The sequence below is a fragment of the uncultured Lacinutrix sp. genome (genome assembly GCF_947500605.1).
Lineage (GTDB): Bacteria > Bacteroidota > Bacteroidia > Flavobacteriales > Flavobacteriaceae > Lacinutrix.
On sequence record NZ_CANMSJ010000002.1, the window covers coordinates 253,498 to 274,563 of the forward strand.

Genomic DNA, 21,066 nt, shown 5'->3' on the forward strand with positions numbered 1-21,066 from the left:
GTCGTGGATTGCGTTAAGGATTGAACGGTTTGTTTGAGCTCCTCGAAGAGAGCGAGTAGTGAAAGCCTGACCCTTGTGGTAACGCCCAAATAATTATATATATTCTGTTTCTAGAAAGTAATTTACAATAGCTTCTTTCATTAAAACACTTTGCTCGCCTGCTTTTAAAGTTGGCAATTCTTCTTTTATATGGTAATGTGGCCAACCGTCTTCGTCTACGAAATCTAACTCGTAATAACCGTAAGGCACCAGTAATTTACATATGGCAATGTGCATTAAATCTAGCTTATGGTCTTTTTTAAACTTACGGTCTAATTGTCCTAATTCTTGAATACCAATTAGGTAAATTATAGCATCTAAATCTAGTTGATCTCCATCTGCAAATTGATTGGATAGCTTACTAACTACCAACTCCCAACGTTCTTTTAATTCTATATCTCTAGACATAATTTTTTTCCATTATAATGGAAATCTCATTTTAGTTAAACTAATAGTTAGCAAAGTTAATTTATATTTGTCTAAAATCTATTATTATGGCTGTTATTGATATTGTTTTAGGCGCTTTGCTTCTTTTTGGGCTTGTTCGTGGTTTTATGAAAGGCCTTTTTGTTGAAGTCGCTTCTTTGGTGGCCTTAGTTGCTGGAGTTTATGGCGCTATTCATTTTAGTTATTTTGTTGCAGATTTTTTACAAAGTAGAACAGAATGGGCAGAAAAAACGATAAACATTACAGCTTTCGCGATTACGTTTGTTATTATAATTTTAATTATCTCTCTAGCTGGAAAAGCATTTACTAAGCTTGCAGATTTTGCGTCTCTTGGTATTTTAAATAAATTACTTGGTGGTGTTTTTGGCGCTCTTAAAATAGGATTAATTTTAAGTGTATTACTTATTGTTTTTAACAAAATGAATAACACAATTACCTTTGTAGACGAAGAGCATATTAAAGATTCTATACTTTATAAGCCTGTAAAATCTATTGCACCAATAATCTTCCCAAATATTATAAAATCTGACACTGAAGAGGAGGAAACTCCAGAAACAGAGGCTTAATTTTAATTTAAAATTAGTGTGTAGTTTATATCGTCTAGATCTATATAGTTATCGAAAACATGCTTTTTACTATAGAAAAGTGCTTTTAACTCTTCTATTTCCTGCCTATTAAACATTAAAACTAGATTGGGTTGTAAAGATGGTATTGGTATTTTACGTTTAACTTTCGAGTGTGCATATTTTGTTTCCCAATAGTTTGTTTCTATATTTAAAAGGTAGTTTTTAAATTTTTCATACTGCTCTACATTAAACTCAAAACATATATTATTAAACTCTAAATGGTATATTTCGCAGTTTTCACATATTGATAATTCGCCACTACTAACTTTTGATATTGTCTTTATATTATGGCACATAAGTTTATGTTTTAGATTAGTAACAATCTGTTTTTATTTGATTTTTTTCTATAAACTTGCTTAACGGAAGGTTTAAATTTTCTGTTGTAATGGTATTTAGGGTAGCCAATACATCGTTTTGCATGGCTAACGATCCGCAAAGCATAATCACACCTTTATTTTTTAAGGTTTCTGCAATAAACAAAGCGTCTTGCTTTAAGACGTCTTGCACGTAAGTTTTAGGTTCTTCTCTAGAAAACGCTAACTTTAATTTGGTAAGATTTTTACTATTATAATTTTCTTTAATAGCATCGCGATATAAGTTAAATGAAGCATTTTGCCTTAAACCATAATAAAAATGTGTTTCTGTATTTTTAGTGTTTTGGTCTATCATTCCTAAAAAAGGAGCGATACCAGTTCCGTTGGCAATTAATATTACTTTTGAGGCTTTTTTAGGAAAATGAAACGCCTTATTTTTAATAATTCGCGCCTTAAAATGAGCGCCTATTTCTAATGTATTTAAAAAGCCTGAGCCTAATCCGTTTTCGTGAAGCTTTACACTTAATTGAACATTACCATTTACTTTACCAATGGAATATAAACGCTCTCTATAATCATTTTCTGGATAGATGGCGAGCAAATCTCCAGAAGTGAATGTATTGGTATTCGGTTTTAAGGTGATTAAAAATGTGTTGTCTGCATGGTCTTCTGCTATGGTTTTGTCTACAACCGTAAATGTGTTGTTTAACCTAGGTTTTATGGCTAGTTTTTCTTTTGAAATTGTAATTTGAAGCTCACGCTTCTTATTCCAAAGGTTTATCCATTCTTGAAACGATTCTACCGATTTATCGTTAATTGTAAAAACAGGTAATTCTTGCTTAAACTGAAGCTTCATCTCGGCATCGACATCGAAAGCAAATTTGCAAAAATCGGGATAAGCTAATGATCCAAAACCAACAACCGAATAACTTATTTCTTGCTCTTGTTTTATAGACTTTAAGCGCTGTAAAAATGCACTTGCGTTTGTTGGCGCTTCACCTTCACCATAAGTAGAAGTCATTATTATAAAATGCTCTGCTTTACTAAATGTGTTATAATTATTAAGCTCTGCGGTGTAAGCTATTTCTCCCGCTTTTATTAATTGTTGTTGCAATTGGTTTGCAAAAGGCATGGTGTTTCCGTTTTCCGAACCTACTAAAATCACATACTTGCAAGCGTCCTTTTTATACTTGTTTTTTAGTTTAGATTTCCTTCGTTTTAGCGTCATTACAAAACCAGAATAGATAAAAAACAGAATATTTGCGGTTGCAATTGCTAAAATAAGAGACCATAAAACACTACCTTTTCCTGTGTGTAAATTGAGACTTAATGTAGAAAAAACGGTTACTAATGGTGTTTCTATTTCGCTTAAAACAGCTCCATTAAATTGATTGACTACTATTTCTCTGTCTTTAAGTGAAATGGTAAAATAGTCTTCGACATCATTAGAAAAAGGAAACTCAATACTTTTTACTTCGGAAAGCTTTGTGCTTTTAAAAACTGGAAACGCTTTAATATCTATTTTTGGTATTTCCGATAAGGTTTCAAAATCTATTTGATGGGAGCTTGTGTTTTTTGGAAGGACATCGAATTTTTCTAACGATAAATAAACACCTGTAATAGTAATGATAATAATTGGAATTAAAGACAAACGTCCTAAAACCACATGCCAATATTGATTAAAATTCTCGTTAACTATTTTAGAGAAAAACTTTTTAAAACCACCTTGTCTTTTTAAAATTAATACGGTTCCTGAAACTGCAATTAAAAATAATAGGAACGAACATAAACCAACAAAAAAACGACCAATACTCTTTAAAAATAGCGATCTATGAAAATTAGTAACCCAATTAAAAAACTTGGACACTTCTATTTTGTCTCCTAGAAACTGTCCTGTTCTCGGGTTTATATAACCATTTAAACTTTCGCCATCGTTAGTAATTACTGAGGCTAAAACAAACTGATTTGCATCAATTTGAAGATCTAAAACTTCGGGATATTCTGTTTTTAAATTCGAAAGTGTTTCGGCAAGTGTTATGCTTTCAAAATCTGAAACCTTATACGGTTCCATTTGTTCCGAGATTGGCTGAAAAGCCAAGATGATTCCAGTTATAGAAGCTAATAAAATAAAGACAAAAGAAGATACAGCTAGTGTAAGATGGCTGTATCTCCAAATTGAAATGGTCATATTTTTTTATTTTGAAACTTCTCGCAGATCACTTGAAGTAACATGATAGAATTAATTAGGCATTAAACGTACATAACGAATAAAACCAGAACCTTCTTTTTTGCTTTTTACACTTTCTGATGTTAAAGGAAATTCCACATCCTTTGTGTAATATTCTTGATCTTCTACAGCAGTTTCAAAACGAATACTGTAACCAGTATCAATTTTAGAATCTTCAATATCTATTACACTAATACTTCTTGCACCTCCTGCAATTGTAGCTCCTGTAATAGCATCAATTTCTGTTCGTTTTTTACCGTAGAATTTCCACCATTCTGAAATGTCGTGATACCACTCTTCATCATCACCTTGTACGTATAACGTTTTTTCGTATTCGCCTTCAGGATTAATAAGTGAAATAACGACGTAAGCGCTTTCACCAGAATAATTAATCATTTGAATCATGCATTTATACGATGTCGATTCTGTTACTGTTGTAAATGATAGCGTTGAAATTGCTAAAACTCCAAGTACTAAAAGTGTTTTTAATGTTTTCATTAATAATTTTGTTTTTATTAATCTGAATGTATTTCAGATTCTGAATTTAAATTAATTATAATTTTCATGAGTTCCTGAATCAAATTCAGAATAACAAAGTCATTATTTTAAAAAATCTAAATTGGTTTTCTGTGCTTTTAAAATTTCGTTTTCAGAAGCTAAATCGTAAGGTGTCTCTCCAAAATCTGTAGTCGCTTCTTTTTTAGCTCCGATAGAAATTAAATACTTTAAGATTTCTGTGTTTTTTGCTTGTAGAGCAGCAAGGTGTAAAGCGGTATTTCCTTCTTTATTTTTAGCATTTACATCTATATTAAATTGCTTGATAAGCTTTAAAATATTGCTGTTGTTTTTTGGTAAAGCTAAATGGTACAAGGTATTTCCGTTTTCTTGTATTTTAGTGATATCTAGTCCGTTTTTTGTTAAAACATCTAGTTTTTGCTTAAAAACATCTTCTTTTTTAGTTGAAAACGATGCTATTAAATAAGCCGTTAAATTGTTTTTATTAGCATCTAAAACCGAAACATCTGCTTTATTATCAATTAAAAAACGAACAACCTCTGGTGAATTATTTGCCACAGCTAAAGCTAGTGCAGACTCTCCTTTTTTATTAACCTGGTTTATATTTTTTAAATCCTTAGATAATAGTCCAACAGTTTCCGCAGTATTTCTACTAGCAGCGTTTATAAAAGGTGTATTTCCGTTATCATCTACTGCATTTACATCTAATCCCTTATTAACTAAGTAGCTAATAAGTTCTAAATCTTTACTTCTAGACGCTAAGATATGTAGTGGTGTTTCTCCTTTTATTGAAGCCTTATTAAGATTTAAATCTACACTTTCTAAATACTCATAAAAATCTAGTGTGTTTGTTTTTCCTCTTGTTCCATAGGCTGCAAAAACAAAAGCGTTATCTGTACCTTTTACTCCTTTTTCTATTAGCTTATTTAACAACTCTATATTACCTGTTTTGGCAACATAATTAAATATGCCATTTCCATCTCTATCTACACTATTAATATCTACTCCTTTTGAGGTGAAATAGCTAATTAGTTTAAAACCTTTATCGTAAGGTGCAGCAAGTAATAACGCATTAGCACCATTTGGTGTTAAATCCGTTTTTACATTAGCGCCATTTGCAATACAAAGGTCGTAGACTTTGGTATTTTGCTGACCAGAACCCGCAGCGAAATTTAAGATTGTACTTCCTTTATCGTCTGTAATATCTGTTTTTGCTCCTTTGTTTAAAAGATATTCCATAAAAGCAATATTGCCTTTATAGGCAGCCCAGAAAATATAGGTTCTACCATCGTGCGTTAACTTATTGACATCGTTTCCTTTTTTAGATTGAATGTGCTTTAAGGTTTCTAATGGTGCATCTTGTAAAATAGCATATACAACCGCATCAAAATTATTGCTATTGGCTTCTGCTATATTATTAACTTCTTTTATTTTAGTTTCTACAGTTTTAACTGTTGGGTTTGTATTCCAAAAATCTCTGTCTAAAAACACATTCTCTTGTGCAAATATTTGAGTAGTTAAAAACAGTACTGCAAGGGTTATTATATTTTTTAAAAATTTCATTTAAATTATTTTTGTGCTTTAATATTGGGTTTTAACGTATCAAATTTTAAGCCAAGAATTATATAGATTCTTTTTTCTCTTTAGTTAATTCTAATTAGAATTTTAAGTCTACAAATTTACAATCTCTAAGCTTATTTTTTAACAAACGATTCAATTAATGGATTAATTTCCTCAGATGTTTTATACTTTTCTTTATCGAATAAATACTTAAACAATACTTTATTATCTACTTTTTCTTCTAAGAATAAATCTTTATTTCTAGCAAAAACTTCATCCCATTTTGCACGTACTAAAGCCCATTTATCTTTTTCTTTTGCCCAATAGTCTTGTGCAGCAACACATTCGCTATCCTCAACTCTTTTGTACACATTAAGTCCTTTTTCTTCGGCTATAAGTTGATAAACACCTTCTTCACTTAAAATTTTCTGATTGTCTTGATCGTGTATCCAACCTGTTGTAGTTAATTCATGTCTATTTGTTCTACCAGTAACATTATAATCGCTACGTTGTGTGTATTCACGTCTTGGTAAAGGTGCAGTTGTAGTATTCTCCCAATAGTGCTTACCGTCTAAATGAATCCAAGTTGCAGAACCTTCGTAACGTGGGCTATCGTCTACCTGAAATACTTTTTGAGACCATTGTCCTTCTACTTGTCTTTTATTTAGTTTTGTGTATTTCCATTCGTTATTTCTAAAATACTCATACAAGTCTGTATTCTCATACTCCCAATCTTGTCTCCAATGCTTTACAATATATGGTTGCTCTTTAGAACCAACAATTAATAAATGTTGCATCGATATTTTATCTTTTTCATCCTCTACAAGTTGTACCCATTCTAAGCCTTTATCGTGTTTTGTTTTAGAAGCAACATATGTTGAATCATCTGAATACTGAAAAGTTTCAGCAAAATTAAAGCTTACTTCATAACAACCACACATGCTTTTAATGGCTTTTTGATCTTGTTTTTTCTTGCTTTGAGCATTTATACTAAACGGTATCGAAAGAATAATTGCTACTAATACTACTAAATGTTTCATTTTTAAGCTATTTGGTTATGGTATTAAAAAAATATTGAAAATTTACTATTCTTATTTAGATTGAATTAAAATAAGATATATATTTGCAGCAAATATAAAATAGAATGATTCTAAATAAAAATAAAATCACCATTTATTTTTCACTTTTTTTAAGCTGTATTTCTTTTGCTCAAGTAAAAAAAGACTCTGTAAAAACTCAATCTCTTGAAGAGGTAGTTATTACAGGTCAATACAATGCACAGTCTATAAAAAAGTCTATACATAACGTTACTGTAATTAATAGAAAGCAAATTGAAAGTCAGGCTGCAAATAATTTAGCCGATTTATTAAATTTCAATCTAAATCTTACGGTTACTCCTAATGCACAATCTGGAAAATCTACAGTTTCATTTTTTGGATTAGACTCTCAATACTTTAATATTTTAATAGATAACATTCCGTTGGTGAGTGATAATGGCTTAGGAAACAATATCGATTTAACCCAAATAAATCTTGACGATATTGAACGTATAGAAATCGTGGAAGGTGCAATGGGCGTAGAGTATGGTGCAAATGCTGTTTCGGGTGTTATTAATATAATTACAAAGAAAACCATTAGTAGCGATTGGAAAATTCAAGCTTTTGTACAAGAAGAAACCATTAGCGATGAATACGAATGGTTTGATGAAGGAAGACATATACAATCTCTTAGTATTGGACATAATATAAACGAAAAATTGTTTGCTAGAGTTGGCTTTAATAGAAATCAATTTGCTGGATTCTATAATGGCAGACAAGGACAAAACCACTATATAAACGATAGTTTACGTGGTCATGATTGGTTACCTAAAACTCAATTTAACACCAATGCTTTACTAAATTATAATACTAACAAGTTTAAGTTAGTATACAAATCGGAATATTTTAATGAGGTTATAAATAACTACGGTGTTACCGTTAGGGCTAATATTGATACCGATAATCAAACAAGTAATCCAACATCAACCGATAAAATTTTTACAACAAACAGGTTTGTAAACAATTTAAATTTAAGCGGAAGTTTAAATTCTGGTGCAAATTATAATGCTTCATTTTCTTATCAAACTCAGAAAAAAGATTTAAACGAGTTTACTTACTACATACTTACTAAAGATAAAACCGATGAAATTGATGAAACCTACCAATCGAGTCATGTGTTTTATTCTAAAGGAGATATAAACAACCTTGTTAAAAGTGATTTTTTCAACTTTCAGTTAGGTTACGAAACCCGTTTTATAAAAGGTTTCGATACGCAAGCTTCGGGAGATATTACCCAAAAAGACAAAACAAGAAAACAAGATAATGTTGCGTTGTTTGGTTCTTCAGAATTAAAACTGACTAATAAATTTTCGATAAGACCTGGTGTGCGTTATGAGTATAATTCCTTATTCGATTCTAAACTGTTAGCTTCATTAAGCACACGCTATTTAATGCCTAAAGGTTTCGAGTTACGCGCAAACGTTGGTACTTCTTACAGAACACCAAATTTTGAAGAGTTATACTACTACTTTGTCGATTCTAACCACGATGTACAAGGAAATGAAAACTTAAATCCTGAAAAAGGATATTCGGCATTTTTAACCTTAAAAAAGAGAAGTTGGTTTAACGATACTTCTTTACAAAACACAATAAAACTTAGCTATATAGACTTAAAAGATAAAATAGATCTTGCTATTGTAAACACTGCACCTTTACAATACGAGTATATAAATATTGATACTTATAAGCTTTGGGGAATTACACAGGAGAACAGTATAAAACGAGATAACTGGGCTTTTAATTTAGGTGGAACATTACAAGGTATTTCTAGAGTTGCAAGTAATGAAGTTAATATAGATAATGACTTTTTATATTCTTACCAATTAAACACAAGTGCTACTTATAACGTTAAAAAATGGAATACTGCTTTTACATTGCTATTAAAGCATAATGGGAAGCAAAAGGACTATGTGTCTAGCGGAACAGATGGTAATGGCAATTCTGTATTCGAAAAAACCACAACTGATGCTTATAGCTGGTTAGATGGTTCTATAAAAAAATCTTTTTTAAACAATAAAATTCAAGCAACAATTGGCGGTCGAAACCTATTAGATGTTACTAATGTAAATGTTAGTAATAATTCTACAAATGGTGTGCATTCCTCTAGTAATAGTGCATTACTGTTGGGTTACGGACGCTCTTATTACTTAAAACTATTATATAATTTAAACTTTTAAAACCAATTACAATGATTAACAAATTTTTTACCTCAATTTTATGCGCCTCTGTATTACTGTTCACAAGCTGTAGTAGCGATGACGACTCAACACCTACACAACCAATACAAGTTGTAATAGAAGGTGCTGCCATATCTCCATTAGTTGGAGGTCCAAACGAGCAAAATCAAGTTTATGTAGACTTAAGTACAAACACAAGTACAGCTGTGCAGCGTGATTCTTGGGATTTAGGTTTTTATTCTGGATCAGAATTTAGAGTTACTATAAATGGATCTATAGCTATGGCTGCAGCCCAATTAACAACAACAGATATTGATGCCGTTACTTCTACTAATCAAGAAGTAATAGATTTACAACCAATGGTGAAAACTAATACTTATAATGAAGTAAGTATGCAATATATAGATACTCCAAATGGAGATTTAAGTGGTACTGCTTTTTCAGAAATTTCTGCAACAGATGCTAATAACCATGTTTACCTTGTAAATTTAGGCTATGAAGTAGGAACAGAAACACCTGCAACAGGAAGTGTTGACACTACAGATGACCTAAGAGGTTGGAAAAAAGTAAGAGTATTACAAGATGGATCTAACTATATTTTACAATATGCAGATTTAGACGATACAACTCATCAAGAAGTGACCATCTCAAAAAACTCTAGTTATACCTATAATTTTTTTAGTTTTAATACTAATAGTGAAATTAATATAGAGCCAGCTAAAGAAAAATGGGATTTAAACTTTACAACATTTACAGATGAAGTGTTTATTGGTGCTGATAGTTATGGCCCTTATTTTTATTCAGATTTTGTTGTTACCAATACAAAATCTAATACAACTGTATACATGATAGATACAGAAGTAGACACATTTACATATGACGACTTTACACTTGAAGATGTTATAGATACAAATTTTTCAAACGACCAACGTGCAATTGGAAGCAGCTGGAGAAATGGTGGTGGACCAGGAACATTACCTTCTTTAAAAGAAAACGTGTTTTACATAGTAAATGATACCGATGGTAATTTGTATAAGCTTAAGTTTTTAGCTTTAACAGATGCTTCCGGAGAAAGAGGTTACCCTGAATTTGTTTATAGTTTATTACAATAGTCTAAATAAACACAATTAAAAAAAGAGTAGTTCGCTGCTCTTTTTTTTAACTCAAAACTCAATATTTAGAATCATTATAAATAATAAAAATATAATATTATGAAAAAACTCAACTTAATAATACTCTTACTCATTCTTGTGCAATATTCCTATTCACAACAGTTTACAGAAAACACAGCTATAGGATTACAAGGCATTATTTATGGAGAAAACGCATGGTTAAACATAGACAATAATGGTAAGGACGAGTTGCTAGTATCGGGCTATGATAGCGATTACAATAATACCTCAGGATTATATTCTTATCAGTCAGAAAATATAGGATTAACAACAACAAATATTGAAGCCTTTTCTAATGCTAATATTTCTACTTTAGATTATAATAGTGACGGTTATATGGATTTTATAATTAATGGTTACAACTCTAACGACGAGGAAGATGTTATTTTATATATAAACGATACTAATGGATCTTTTGTAGAACAAAATCTTTCAATTCCTGGTACTTCTGCTGGTAAAATGCAAACTGCAGATTTAAATAACGACGGCCTAAGTGATGTAATTATTACTGGTGTAGATGCTAACTATAACTATATTGCTAAATTGTACTTACAGAATAATGATGGTGATTTTATTGAAACTACTGCTCCTTTTTTTGGAAACTCTTATGGTAGTATTTTAACCTTCGACGCCAATAACGATGGCAATTTAGATGTATTACTTACTGGTTTTAGTAATAATTATGAACCAGAAACCAAACTATATATAAATAATGGTAATGCTGTTTTTACAGAAAAAACAAATACAGGAATTGCCAACATATATTTCTCTTCTTTAAGTGCAGCAGATTATGATAATGATGGTGATGAAGATGTATTAATCTCTGGATTTAATTCGTCTTACATACCATACACCGCTTTATATAATAATGATGGTGATCAAGGTTTCATTTTAAATACTGAAATTAACCTAATGCAATTGTATTGGGGATCTACAAGTTTTGTTGATTATGATAATGATGGAGATTTAGATGTTTTTATCTCGGGAGCAGACGTAAACACTTTACCATTCGCTAAGTTTTACAAAAATGAGAATGAAGAATTTATAGAAGATTTAGAAGCTGAAATAGGCATTATTGGAACATATATTAGTTCTGCTAATTGGTCTGATTACGATAATGATGGCGATTTAGACTTTGTATTAAGTGGACTTGATGGCAATAATGACGCTATAACAAAGGTTTACGATAACCAACAAGAAAGTTTAAGCGTTCAAGACTTTACTTCTAATATAGAATTTGGCATTTACCCAAACCCAACAACAAACAAGATTGTTAATTTAGTTTTTGATGAAAGTAAATTACTAGCATTAAGTAAGGTTAGTATATATTCAACCATCGGACAAAAAGTATTTGAAACAGATTTAAATAACAACACCTCTAATAAAGCTCTTTATTTAAATACTTTAAATGAAGGCATCTATTTATTAAAGATAAGTTCTGGAGATTTTACTACAACTAAAAAAATTATTTTAAAGTAGTTTTAATGATATAAATAAAAGAGCCACTATTTTCATAGTAGCTCTTTTATTATTTTATTTAATCTAAATGATATATTTCTCTGATGCTTTCGAGAATATTTTCGAAATCAATTTTTAAATCTATTAGTTTTCCTGTATGAATATCGAAAACCCAACCATGTACTATTAAACCTCTTCCTCGAGCTGCTTTTTGTATAGCTGCTGTTTTAATTAAGTTTACACATTGCTCTTGTACATTTAACTCGACTAGGCGCTCATACTTTTTTTCTTCATCTTCAATTGTGTTAAGCTCTGTATTGTGTATCCTGTAAACGTCGCGAATATTACGTAACCAAGGATTTAGTATTCCTAGATCTGCAGATTGCATTGCGGCTTTAACTCCACCACAACCATAGTGTCCGCAAACAACAACGTGATTCACTTTTAAATGTTCTACGGCATATTCTACAACAGACATAGCGTTTAGGTCTGTACCTATAACCATATTTGCAATGTTACGGTGTACAAACGCGTCTCCTGGTCCTAAGCCCATTAATTCTTCGGCTGTAACTCTACTGTCTGAACAACCTATAAATAGAAGTTCCGGATTTTGACCTTCACCTAATTTATCGAAATATTTTTCGTCTTCTTTAAGTTTAGAATTAATCCAATCTTTATTGTTTTCGAATACTTTATCTAGATTCATGCTTTTATTCTGTATCCTTTACATTATTTCTCACCCATTTTAAACACGTTTTAAAATCTTTAAAAATGTGCTCGTTAGGTATAAAATCTGGGATAATACCAATACGTTCCATCATGTATCTAGGCTGTTTTAGTAAGCCTACAAAAAGAACTTCAATATCCTTTTTCTTTAAATCTAGGAGCATATCCTCCATAGCATACAAACCAGATTGATCCATATATTGCATACGCCCTAATCTTAAAATAACAGTTTTTGCAGTATCTGGTATTTGTAATGTTAGTGCTTGAAAATCACTTGTCGAACCAAAAAATAATGGTCCTTTTAAGTGCTTAATAAATACTTCTTCTTTTAATTGCTTTGGAAAGTCCGTTTCATCATCCCAAGCTTCTTCTCTTAAAGATTTAACATCTGAACGTTCTGCTGTTAAGTCTCCAATTTTTTTCATGAACATTAATGATGCAATAATAAGACCAATACCTACGGCATAAATTAGATCCCAAAAAGTAGATAATAGCAATACAATAATCATTATTAATACTTCCGAACTCAATTTTAATGGTCCAAATTTAATATCTCTTGGTAAACTTGGTATTGCTTTAAGTCCTTTATAATCCATAACACCAATACCTACTGTTATTAAAATACCTGCTAAAACAGCCGCAGGAATTTTAGAGGCTACAGGTCCTAATGCTAGCATAACTACTAGTAACATAATACCAGCAATCATTCCAGAAAGTTTTGTTTTACCACCAGCATTAATATTTACTACAGTTCTAATTGTTGCTCCCGCTCCAGGAATACCACCAAAAATAGCTGCAATACTATTTCCAATACCTTGACCTATTAGTTCTTTATTAGGCTTGTGCTTTGTTTTAGTCATATTATCTGCAACAACACTTGTTAATAAAGAATCTATTGCGCCTAATAAAGATAAAGTAAGTGCCGTAAAAATATATGGAGTAATACTACCCAAACTAAAGGATGTAAACATTTCTAATTTTGGAATAGGAATACCTCCCGGTATCTCCGATATTGGTCTGTAACCTAGATTAAAGCCATAGGCAATACCAGACATAACAATTAATGCAACCAATGTGCTTGGTATTGCTGTTGTTATGCGCTTAAAACCATAGATAATAAATATGGTTCCTAATGCTAAAATAAGTTCTAACCAATTAATGTTTTTTAAAGCTCTAGGTAATACTTTTAACGCGCCTACTGTACCAGAAGCTTCTTTTGCTGCTAGTGTTTGCGATTCGTTTAAAATTTGCTCTGGAGTAATTTGTTCTGCACGTGTAATGGTTTCTTTAAAGTTTTCTAAAACAAGAATACCTTCACCTGCTTCATCTTTTAAAATGTTTTCAAGAATAACTTCTTCGGCTTGTGGTTTAAATTGCGCTACAAATTCCACATCTTCTTTTGGATAATAACCAATAGAAGGTAATATTTGAGTAAGTAATATTATAACTCCAATAGCCGTCATGAAACCAGAAACAACTGGATACGGTATGTATCTTATATATTTACCTAAGCCTAAAAAACCAAGACCTACCTGTATTAATCCAGCTAATAAAAAGACGGTTAAAATCGCTGGCAAAGCTTTTTCTACACTTCCATCGTTAGCAGCAACAATTCCTGCTATAATAACCATAGAAACAGCCGTCATTGGTGCCGTTGGACCAGATATTTGTGTTGCTGTACCACCAAAAAGTGCAGCGAAAAAACTAATAAATATAGCACCATATAAACCTGCTTCTGGTCCTAACCCTGAAGACACACCAAATGCCAATGCCAATGGTAGCGCTACAATTCCTGCCGTGATACCACCAAAGGCATCTCCCTTAAAATTGGAAAAAAAGTTTTTCATATATCTGGTTTTTATTCTTGCCTTATTAGTACTTCTTAAAAATTAAAGAATGTAATAATATTTAATTGATCTCTGTTACTTGTTTCAAAAAACTGATTCATATAACCAATTTCTATTTTTAATGATTTATTAAACTTGTAACCTAAACCTCCATACATTCTATTTCTATCGAAAACTGAAGATTCCGTATTTAAAAAGATCTCATTATACCCTGAAAGATAATACTTGTTATCTTCTTTTCCGGTTAACGGTATATTAAAACCTAAAAAATAACGAAAACGCATTTTAAAATCGGCCTCTACAAAACGTTGCTCAAAACGATAACGATGACTTAATGCTACGCTACCAATTTTTTGCTTGGTTGTAAATTGCTGAAATATACGGTGTTCGTTTACATCAATCTTATCGTCTATTCCTTCAGTATAATTCTGAGATAAAATATAACCATATCCTAGCAAAATATTGTTATTATTTTCTGATAAATTATAACCAATACCTGTTCTAAGTAATAATTGCTCTAAATCGTCTATTGCATTATAGCTTCGATATTGGACTTCATTATGGATATTCCATTTGCTATCAAGTTTCTTATTCCCGATATATACTAACCAATTTCCAAAATCACTTTCTTGTGCATCTATAAAATTAGGCAGCACTAACAATAATGTTAGTGCTGCCATAGTTATTCTCTTTTTCATTTTATTTTTAGATATTCTTCTATTCATAAAATTTTACTTCACCTGTATTCACATCATACATGGCTCCAATAATTTTAATCTCACCTGCTTTTTCCATTTCGGTAAGTATTGGGCTTTCTGCATGAATTCTATCTATCATTAATTCTACATTAATGTGTGATACTTCATCAACAAAATCTAAGTTTTTAGAAGTTCTTAAACTTTCGTCTTTAGGCTCAACAACTGCATTAACTGCTGGCGTTATTTTTTGAACTAACTTAGTTAAGTTACCCATTTCTGCATGATCACAAGCTCCTTTTACTGCTCCACAACTAGTGTGACCTAAAACAACAATAAGTTCTGTTCCTGCTAATTTACAAGCAAATTCCATACTACCTAAAATATCTTCGTTTACAATATTACCTGCAACACGTACACTAAAAATATCTCCTAAACCTTGATCGAACACCAATTCTGCTGATACTCTAGAATCTATACAGCTTAAGATAGTAGCGAAAGGAAATTGCCCTTCACTAGTATCGTTTACTTGCTCTAAAAGGTTTCTATTTGCTTTTAAGTTGTTTTGAAATCTTTGATTTCCTTCTTTTAAATATTGTAATGACTTTTCAGGTGTCATTGTTGCTTGTGTTTCTTTTGTATGTGCTTTCATAATGTCTTATTTTTTTAATTTAAAATTATTTTTTATTATGCTTCAGAAACTAATAATGAAACATTTACCTGACTTATCACTTTATTTAATGAAGTTTCAGTTGTGTTTTTGGTTTTATCTTCGGCTCTATCAACACACAATAAGTTAATATTATTTTTTAATAGATATGAAGAAAGTGTATTCATAGCATTAGCATTTTGCTCGAAAACAAACTCCTCCATTTTTTCTTCGTTTTCTACAGAAGCACTATTTGTTTCCTGTTGACTATTAACGATTTTAAAAGATTTTAAAGGCGCTTTAGTATGCGTTATTAAATCTTTAGAAAACTTTGTACTAAAAATTTTATTAGAGCCGTTAAAAACACCTAAAGTCATTTGTTCGTTGGGCACTAATGCGTTCTCATTACCCGAAATCATTACAACACCTTTAAATTCTTTTAAAACAAAACGAGTAATACTATCTCCAATTAATTGAAGCGGACTAGAATCGCGTTGTCCTAAAACAATAATATCTGGATTAGAAGCTTTAATACAATTACGGATCTCTTCTTTTACTTTTCCAAAAGCATAACTTCCACTAACTTTTAAATTATAATCTTTTGAAATAGAATCTACTATTCTATTAATAGTGTTTTTAGTGTTATTATGTTCTTCATTTAAACTTCTAATAGCAGAAAACTGATTATCTCTTTCTACTATATCTGTATGTTTTTTAACATGAAATAATGCTATTTCTGCATCTATCATTTTTGCCAAACTAACACCATTATTTATAGTGTTTTCGGCTGTGTCTTTTAAGTCTGAAAGCACTAAAATTTTACATTTATTGTTTTTCATACCTTTCTAACTTAAACTAATTTTAGATTTAGGTCTTAACTGAAAGAACTCAATAAAACTTGGTGGATTCTCTACAACACCACGTTTAGAAATTAATTTAATATCGATATTTCTTTCTTTTGCTTTAAAGGCAAAATCTTCTAGAATCTCAACAATATCATAATCCAAATATCTTGTTTTAGTAACATCGAACTCTAAATAAGTATCTCTTGGTAAACTATCTAACTCTTTTAAAATTGCTCCTTTATTAAAGAAAGTAACTTCTTCTGCAAGTTCCATCTTAATTTTGTGTTTACCGTTACTATTATCTTTAATATGAAGAAAATGAGAGTTTTGGTAACTTTTTAATAAAATTACAACAATACCAACCATTAATCCTAAACCGATACCTACTAATAAATCGGTAAAAACAATACCTATTACAGTTACAAAAAATGGTACAGATTGTTTCCATCCTAATTTATACATTTTAACAAACAATGCTGGTTTTGCTAACTTATAACCTACAATTAATAAAATAGCCGCTAATACAGATAATGGAATTTTATTTAATACTGCTGGTATTAATATTACAGAAATTAATAATAAGAAACCATGAAGAATTGCAGACATTTTACTTTTTCCTCCAGATTGAATATTAGCAGAACTTCTTACAATTACCTGTGTTATTGGTAAACCTCCAACTAAACCAGACAATATATTCCCAGCTCCTTGTGCCAATAACTCTCTGTTTGTAGGTGTTACATTTTTATTAGGATCTATTTTATCTGATGCTTCTACACATAATAAAGTTTCTAAACTAGCTACTAAAGCTATAGTAAAAGCAACTACCCATACTTCTGGATTTGTTATTGCTGAAAAATTAGGAAAACTAAATTGACCAATAAAAGAATCTAAACTATCTGGCACTGGTACACTTACTAAGTGCGAAGATGCTATTGCTAAACTATCGTTAGACTGTGTTACTAAGTAAAATACAATACCTACAACTACAGCAACTAATGGACCTTGAATAATATGAAAAATCTTTCCTTTTTTAGATAATACATTACTCCACAATAATAAAATACCTAAGGCTATAAACCCAACAACCATAGAGCCAATAATTAAATTATCGAAAATATTAAATATTGCCGAAAAGGTATTCTCTCCTGATGTTTCTATAAAACTATCTGCGCCTTCTGGCTCCGCGTCGTAACCAAAAAAGTGAGGGATTTGTTTTAAAATTATTATAATTCCTATCCCTGTTAACATTCCTTTTATAACAGAAGAAGGGAAGTAATATCCAATAATTCCAGCTTTTAATAAGCCGAAAATTAACTGAATTACACCTCCTAAAACTACAGCAACTAGAAAGTTTTCGTAACCTCCTAAAGTACCAATTGCTGTTAATACAATAGCAGCAAGACCTGCTGCGGGTCCACTAACTCCAATTTTAGAACCACTTAAGGCTCCTACTACAATTCCTCCAATAATACCGGCTATTAATCCTGAAAAAAGAGGTGCTCCACTAGCTAAAGCAATACCTAAACATAATGGTAATGCAACGAAAAATACAACGACACTTGCAGGCAAGTCGCTTTTTAATGTTTTAAACATTTATAATTTGATTTTATACTATTGAATAGTCATCAATAGTTGTTTTTAATATTTTTTGGGGACAAGAAATGTCCAAACGATAAAATATTAAATAAAATCAGGTGGTGGAGAAATGAGGTTTAAGTGAGGTTTTGAATAGTTTTTAAAAAAATAACATAAGTTATTCGTTTTTAAAACACTTCTTAAATAATCTAAATCTTCTTCGTTATCAGAAAAAAGCAATTTTGCATGCTTGATTTCTTCTTCTTCCTCAGAAAGGCTGTAAAAAACAGATATATCTACAGTATCATCTAAAATCATAATTATAGATGGCGCAGTAATTATGGCCAAAAATAATATGGTAAAGAATATAGATATGTGTTTTTTTAGCATATTTAAGTTATAATTCAAGATGCAAATATAATGTTAAAGAAACATTATAGATGTTAAATAATATCTAAATATTATTTAATAATTTCAAATCTTCACCTTGTATCCAACCTGTTTTACCATCACTAAGTTTAATTTTTTTCCAACTTTTTACAGTGTCTAAAACCTGTACCTTAGTACCTTCATGTAAAACAAAAGCCTCGTCACTACGCAAATTCGGTTCACTTTTTACTTTAGACTCTTTTGCAAAAATAATTGCTGGATTATTTTTTTGTGCTAAACTGTAGCTATAAAAAGTAAACACCAATGCCACTAGTGCTAATACAACTGAGAGTGTACTAGTAACAAAATAAAAACGTTTTTTTCCTGTACCAAAAGTAAAATAATACAATAAATAAAACAATACAAACATTACAACTAAACCAATAGAAAGCTTTGCCCAACCATCGAAAGACAGAGTATTGGTTGCCTTTTTTACAAACCTAGTTAAACCTACTTCTGGTAAATTATCTATAGCATCTATTCGCATATTGTTAGCAAATGCTAGATTGCCTTGTATGTCCTTATCTTTTGGTTTTAATGCCAATGCTTTTTCATAATAATAAACTGAAGGTGCTATATTATTAAGTTTATAATGTGCGTTTGCAATATTAAAATACAGTTCTGCAGAGTGCTTATCTGTATTTAAAATCACTTCGTATCTATCTATAGCTTCAGCGTATTTACCTTCGTTATAAAGCGCGTTAGCTTGATCGAAGATTTTCTCGTTTTGAGCCGAAAGACTTCCTATAAAAAATAAGAGTATGTAGAGTATGTTTTTCATTGTTTAAGTATTCCTATATCAATAGAAATAAAAAATATTTTATCTAATCTGTTTATCTATTTGGTTAATTGTACTAGCCGATTTTTCATAATCCTGTTGCATTGTAACCGTTGTAATTGGTGTATACCTTGCTAATTCACAATTTTCTAAAATGTTTTCAAAATCTGTTACAACAGTGTTTTCTACTTTGCGTTCTAACAAGAGCACTTTAATTTTATCTTTACTTAAATCGCTAGTTTCTATATTTAATTTCGCCTTTAAATAATTATGCAATGCTTTTTCTAAAGCTACATAAAACGCTTCTTTTTGCCCTAAAGCTTTTTTAGCTTCTCCTAAATACTTCTTCGCTAATTTATCTGCTTTTCGCAATCTATTACCAACTAAATCTCCTGCACGCTCTTCTTTTTTACGTCTAAAAATAATAGCTAAAGGAATTAGTAATAATGGAGATAATAAACTCGCCCAAAATACTTTTGACTTAAAGAAATACGTTTCGGTTTTTGAAATTAAATTAGCTTCTGTTTTAATAAACGCAAACTGATTGTTATTTAAAATAACATTTTGTTTTTCGGCACCTTCAACAGTTAATGTATTATCCGAAGCACCGTAAACAGGACCTTCAAGTACATTAACAATAGTTTTGTTAGACGATATACGCTTATAAGTTTCGGTATCTAAATCGAAATAAGAAAATGAAATTGTTGGTATTGGATATTTGCCTTTATACTGCGGTACAATAGTATAACTATCGGATACCTCACCTTGCATACCTCCTAAGTTTGTACGTACGCTTTCACTATGCTCTGGCTCGTATACCTCAAGAGAATTAGGCAAAGTAAGTTTTGGCAAGGATAATAACTTTAAATTTCCTTTTCCAGAAACTGTTACTTTAGCTTGCATAGACTCATTAGCATTAAGCTCGCTCTTAGAAGTGCTTAAATTAAATTTAAAGTCTCCAACTGCTCCAGAAAAATCTAACGGCTTTCCTACTTCTGGCAATGGCTTTACATCTATTGTTCGTCTTCCCGCAGATACCGGAACGTTAACTTTACTCATTAAACGTTGTCCAAAAATATCACGTCTTTTAGTTGGTATATCTGCAGTAACATCAAGCTTTAAAGGCTCGATAATTAATTTTCCTGTTTTTTGAGGATATAAAACGGTTCTACGTAAAACTACATATTGATAGTCTTCTCCGTTGTACTGCCCTTTTTCTATTTTTAAGCCTTTTGGATTAATATGCTGACTCCAAAAATCGTCGTACTCAGGATTATCTGTCTCTCTCCAATTACTAACGCCAGTATTTGGTGCAACATATAATTTGTAGACTACAGTAATAGCTTCGTTTAAATAAGGATTAGCCTTAGAGACCTCAGCTACCAAATGAATATTCTCACTGGCAACAGCCGTACTTGGGTCTTTTGGTTTCTGTATTTCTTTAGTAACTTTAATTACAATAGCATTGGTTTTGTAGGTTTGACCGTCAATTTCTATACTGGCAGACGCTATCATTAAATTTCCTTTTCTTTTAGGCGACAAAAAATAGCTGTATGTTTTCTCGAACGAACGCTTTCCGTTTATCCAGGAATTACTTACAGATTGGTTTGGGCCACCAACAACATCGAAACCATCGAAACCCGGAGGATTAAAATTATCTCCGTCTTTATTCATAGAAAAATCTACACGTAAACGCTCGTTTAAGCCTAAAGTTTTTTTACTTACTCTAGTTTGAAACTGCACCTGTGCTCCTGCTATACTTGTAAAAAGTATAAAGAGTAAAATTGCTATGTGTTTTTTTAATTTCATTACTAATTTATTCTGGATTCCTATTCTCAAAATTTTAGGACAATATAAATATTCGAAGCTCTAATTAGAAGCTTCTTTCT

General features: G+C 31.0%; 19 protein-coding genes. 4 read left to right on the top strand and 15 right to left on the bottom strand.

The genetic code is table 11. The features are described from left to right. Positions 1–93: 93 nt before the first annotated feature. Positions 94–447 (bottom strand): hypothetical protein, encoded by a 354-nt coding sequence (locus tag Q0935_RS04325; RefSeq protein WP_299382685.1) that lies wholly within the window; start codon positions 445–447, stop codon positions 94–96. Positions 448–533: 86 nt separating this feature from the next. Here Q0935_RS04325 and Q0935_RS04330 point away from each other — a divergent pair, with 86 nt between their 5' ends. Further along, positions 534–1,052, top strand: a complete 519-nt coding sequence (locus tag Q0935_RS04330) for a CvpA family protein (protein ID WP_299382687.1) — start codon at positions 534–536, stop codon at positions 1,050–1,052. A gap of 2 nt (positions 1,053–1,054) precedes the next feature. Here Q0935_RS04330 and Q0935_RS04335 read toward each other — a convergent pair whose 3' ends face one another. The 5 genes from Q0935_RS04335 to Q0935_RS04355 form a co-directional block, all read right to left on the bottom strand. After that, entirely contained in the window at positions 1,055–1,408 is a 354-nt protein-coding gene (locus tag Q0935_RS04335; RefSeq protein ID WP_299249157.1) for a DUF6686 family protein, read from the bottom strand. A gap of 16 nt (positions 1,409–1,424) precedes the next feature. Beyond that, positions 1,425–3,614 (bottom strand): PepSY domain-containing protein, encoded by a 2,190-nt coding sequence (locus Q0935_RS04340; RefSeq protein ID WP_299382690.1) that lies wholly within the window; start codon positions 3,612–3,614, stop codon positions 1,425–1,427. 51 nt (positions 3,615–3,665) lie between these two features. Continuing rightward, on the bottom strand, positions 3,666–4,151 hold the full coding sequence (locus Q0935_RS04345) for a DUF2271 domain-containing protein (RefSeq protein ID WP_299382692.1): 486 nt from the start codon (positions 4,149–4,151) through the stop codon (positions 3,666–3,668). A 102-nt stretch (positions 4,152–4,253) separates the two neighbouring features. Continuing rightward, on the bottom strand, positions 4,254–5,732 hold the full coding sequence (locus Q0935_RS04350; RefSeq protein ID WP_299382694.1) for an ankyrin repeat domain-containing protein: 1,479 nt from the start codon (positions 5,730–5,732) through the stop codon (positions 4,254–4,256). A 131-nt stretch (positions 5,733–5,863) separates the two neighbouring features. Further along, complete coding sequence (locus Q0935_RS04355) at positions 5,864–6,769, bottom strand: DUF6607 family protein (protein ID WP_299382697.1); 906 nt, start codon at positions 6,767–6,769, stop codon at positions 5,864–5,866. A gap of 104 nt (positions 6,770–6,873) precedes the next feature. Here Q0935_RS04355 and Q0935_RS04360 point away from each other — a divergent pair, with 104 nt between their 5' ends. The 3 genes from Q0935_RS04360 (at position 6,874) to Q0935_RS04370 (ending at position 11,654) form a co-directional block, all read left to right on the top strand. Next, entirely contained in the window at positions 6,874–9,003 is a 2,130-nt protein-coding gene (locus Q0935_RS04360; protein WP_299382699.1) for a TonB-dependent siderophore receptor, read from the top strand. Positions 9,004–9,014: 11 nt separating this feature from the next. Continuing rightward, positions 9,015–10,115 carry an HmuY family protein gene (locus tag Q0935_RS04365; protein WP_299382701.1) on the top strand — a complete coding sequence of 367 codons (1,101 nt, stop codon included), beginning with the start codon at positions 9,015–9,017 and terminating at the stop codon, positions 10,113–10,115. A gap of 99 nt (positions 10,116–10,214) precedes the next feature. Continuing rightward, on the top strand, positions 10,215–11,654 hold the full coding sequence (locus Q0935_RS04370; protein ID WP_299382704.1) for a T9SS type A sorting domain-containing protein: 1,440 nt from the start codon (positions 10,215–10,217) through the stop codon (positions 11,652–11,654). Between the two features lie 58 nt (positions 11,655–11,712). Here Q0935_RS04370 and Q0935_RS04375 read toward each other — a convergent pair whose 3' ends face one another. From Q0935_RS04375 to Q0935_RS04415, 9 genes are all read right to left on the bottom strand, one after another. Continuing rightward, positions 11,713–12,339, bottom strand: coding sequence for a carbonic anhydrase (locus Q0935_RS04375; RefSeq protein WP_299249131.1), 627 nt, complete (start codon positions 12,337–12,339; stop codon positions 11,713–11,715). Positions 12,340–12,343: 4 nt separating this feature from the next. Beyond that, positions 12,344–14,206, bottom strand: a complete 1,863-nt coding sequence (locus Q0935_RS04380) for a SulP family inorganic anion transporter (protein WP_299382706.1) — start codon at positions 14,204–14,206, stop codon at positions 12,344–12,346. 35 nt (positions 14,207–14,241) lie between these two features. After that, positions 14,242–14,904 carry a DUF2490 domain-containing protein gene (locus Q0935_RS04385; RefSeq protein ID WP_299249125.1) on the bottom strand — a complete coding sequence of 221 codons (663 nt, stop codon included), beginning with the start codon at positions 14,902–14,904 and terminating at the stop codon, positions 14,242–14,244. A 19-nt stretch (positions 14,905–14,923) separates the two neighbouring features. Next, the gene (locus Q0935_RS04390) at positions 14,924–15,553 is read right to left on the bottom strand and encodes a carbonic anhydrase family protein (RefSeq protein WP_299249122.1); all 630 of its coding nucleotides are present in this window, start codon (positions 15,551–15,553) and stop codon (positions 14,924–14,926) included. A gap of 35 nt (positions 15,554–15,588) precedes the next feature. Continuing rightward, positions 15,589–16,389, bottom strand: coding sequence for a universal stress protein (locus Q0935_RS04395; RefSeq protein ID WP_299382709.1), 801 nt, complete (start codon positions 16,387–16,389; stop codon positions 15,589–15,591). Between the two features lie 6 nt (positions 16,390–16,395). Then, positions 16,396–17,988, bottom strand: a complete 1,593-nt coding sequence (locus Q0935_RS04400) for a SulP family inorganic anion transporter (protein ID WP_299249115.1) — start codon at positions 17,986–17,988, stop codon at positions 16,396–16,398. A gap of 87 nt (positions 17,989–18,075) precedes the next feature. Beyond that, on the bottom strand, positions 18,076–18,360 hold the full coding sequence (locus Q0935_RS04405) for a hypothetical protein (protein WP_299382710.1): 285 nt from the start codon (positions 18,358–18,360) through the stop codon (positions 18,076–18,078). A gap of 64 nt (positions 18,361–18,424) precedes the next feature. Continuing rightward, the gene (locus tag Q0935_RS04410; protein WP_299382713.1) at positions 18,425–19,180 is read right to left on the bottom strand and encodes a tetratricopeptide repeat protein; all 756 of its coding nucleotides are present in this window, start codon (positions 19,178–19,180) and stop codon (positions 18,425–18,427) included. A 39-nt stretch (positions 19,181–19,219) separates the two neighbouring features. Continuing rightward, positions 19,220–20,986: a BatD family protein gene (locus Q0935_RS04415; protein ID WP_299382718.1), complete on the bottom strand. Its 1,767-nt coding sequence runs from the start codon at positions 20,984–20,986 to the stop codon at positions 19,220–19,222. Between the last annotated feature and the right edge of the window lie 80 nt (positions 20,987–21,066).